3 protein-coding genes are annotated in these 2,152 nt (G+C 73.4%); all 3 read left to right on the top strand.

Annotated elements, in window-relative coordinates; translation table 11 throughout:
* Positions 1-663: alanine racemase (gene alr / locus SACSA_RS0113445; protein ID WP_019816436.1), on the top strand; the 663-nt coding region annotated here is incomplete at its 5' end.
* Positions 660-1,646: an alpha/beta fold hydrolase gene (locus SACSA_RS0113450; RefSeq protein ID WP_019816437.1), complete on the top strand. Its 987-nt coding sequence runs from the start codon at positions 660-662 to the stop codon at positions 1,644-1,646. The genes alr and SACSA_RS0113450, both read left to right, overlap by 4 nt.
* A complete protein-coding gene (gene tsaE, locus SACSA_RS0113455) occupies positions 1,646-2,119 on the top strand; it encodes a tRNA (adenosine(37)-N6)-threonylcarbamoyltransferase complex ATPase subunit type 1 TsaE (RefSeq protein WP_019816438.1) in 474 nt (157 codons plus the stop codon). The genes SACSA_RS0113450 and tsaE overlap by 1 nt, the downstream gene beginning before the upstream one ends.
* Positions 2,120-2,152 lie beyond the last annotated feature (33 nt).

Raw genomic sequence — 2,152 nt, forward strand, 5'->3', positions numbered from 1 at the left:
GAGCCCGCCGTCGAGGTGGTGGCGGTGTGGTCGCACCTGGCATGTGCCGACGAGCCGGGGCACCCGTCGGTCGACGCCCAGGCGCGGCGCTTCGCCACGGCGTACGACCAGGCGGTGGAGGCCGGGCTGGCCCCGATGCGCCACCTGGCCAACTCGGCGGCCACGCTGACCCGGCCCGACCTGCATTTCGACCTGGTGCGCCCGGGAATCGCCGCGTACGGGCTCAACCCGGTGCCCCGGCCGGAGGACCTGAGGCCGGCGATGACCTTCCGGTCGAGCGTGGTGCTGACCAAGCGCGTCGCGGCGGGCGAGTCCGTGTCGTACGGGCACACCTGGACCGCCGACCGGGACACCACGCTCGCTCTCGTGCCGGTCGGCTACGCCGACGGTGTGCCGCGAAACCTGTCCGGGCGGATGAGCGTGCTCCTGGCGGGCACGCGGCGGCCCGTGGTGGGCCGGGTGTGCATGGACCAGCTCGTGGTCGACTGCGGGGACGACGAGCCCGCGGTCGGCAGCGAGGTCGTGTTGTTCGGCACCGGCGCGGACGGCGCTCCCACGGCCACCGACTGGGCCGACACGCTCGGCACCATCGACTACGAGATCGTGACGGGCATGTACCGCCCGCGGGTGCGCCGGCGCTACGTCCGCTCGGAGAGCCCGTGACGTCGAAAGCCGCGCTCGGCGGGCCGTTCGACGGCTCGCGCACCGACCGCACGGCGACCGTGGCGGCCGACGACGGCACGCCGATCGCGGTCGAGGAGATCGAACCCCGTGACTCCGGCTCCGCCGAGATGACGGTGGTGGGGGTGCACGGGTTCGCCCTGTCCCGGCGGAGCTGGTTCCTTCAGCGCGCGGACCTGGCGGCGTTGCGCCTGCCCCGGGTGCGGCAGGTTTACTACGACCACCGTGGGCACGGCCAGTCGGGACCGTCCGCGGCCGGGTCGAGCACGATCGAACAACTCGCCGCCGATCTGCACGCCGTGCTGCGCGCGGTGACGGCCGAGGAGCCCGTCGTGCTGCTGGGACACTCCATGGGAGGCATGGTGGTCATGGAGCTGGCCCAGCGTGTCCCCGAGCTGTTCCGTGACAGGGTGTGCGGGGTCGCGTTGATCGCCACGGCGGCGGGTGAGGTCGGTGCGAGCGGGCTGCCGCGGTCGTTGCTGTCGAAGTACAACCCGCTCACCCGCGGGGTGGGGGAGCTGGCGGGATGGCAACCGGGCCTCGTGGAGTTCGTGCGGGCCGCGGGTGGGCAGCTGACCCGGCACGCGGTGCGGCGACTCGCGTTCGGCAAGCAGGACGTTCCACCGGCGACGGTGGACTTCATGCTGGACATGCTCCAGGACACGCCCGTGCGACAGTTGGCGCACTTCGTGGACACGCTCAGCAGCCACAACCGGTACGCCGCTCTCGCCGGGCTCAAGCACATCCACGCGCTGGTCGTCGGGGCCGACGCGGACCGGTTGACCCCGTTCGCGCACACGGAGCGGATCGCGGCCGAACTGCCGCACGCGCGGCTGCTTCGCGTGCCGGGCGCGGGCCACATGGTGCACGTGGAGCGGCCGGAACTGGTGAACGGGCATCTCGTCGAGCTGCTGCGGGTGTGTGGCGACGCGGACGGAACCCGACGTGCGGGAAGGACAGTGTAGTGGCGCAGGTGAGTGTGGAGCTGCCGACGCCCGAGGACGCGGTCCGGTTCGGGCGGTCGCTGGGCCGTCGACTGGGCGCGGGCGACCTCGTGCTGTTGGCGGGACCGCTCGGTGCGGGCAAGACGACGATGGCCCGGGGGATCGCCGAGGGCATGGGCGTCGGAGGGCGGGTCAGTTCGCCGACGTTCGTGCTGGCCCGGGTGCATCCGGCGGGGCCCGGCGGGGTGCCGCTGGTGCACGTGGACGCCTACCGGCTCGGGGGCGACCTGTCCCAGCTCGACGACCTCGACCTCGACACGGATCTGGAACACGCGGCCGTCGTGGTCGAGTGGGGTGAGGGCCTGGCCGAACGACTGTCCGAGGACCACCTCGTCGTGCGCCTGGACCGCCGCAGCGACGACGTCCGCGTGGTGACGCTGGAGCCGCACGGCACGTGGGCCCCGCGCGTCGCGGAAGCGCGGTTCGCGGGCTAACCGTGGTCGCCGGGCGGGGCGACCACGCCGCGG

Source organism: Saccharomonospora saliphila YIM 90502 (genome assembly GCF_000383795.1).
Lineage (GTDB): Bacteria > Actinomycetota > Actinomycetes > Mycobacteriales > Pseudonocardiaceae > Saccharomonospora > Saccharomonospora saliphila.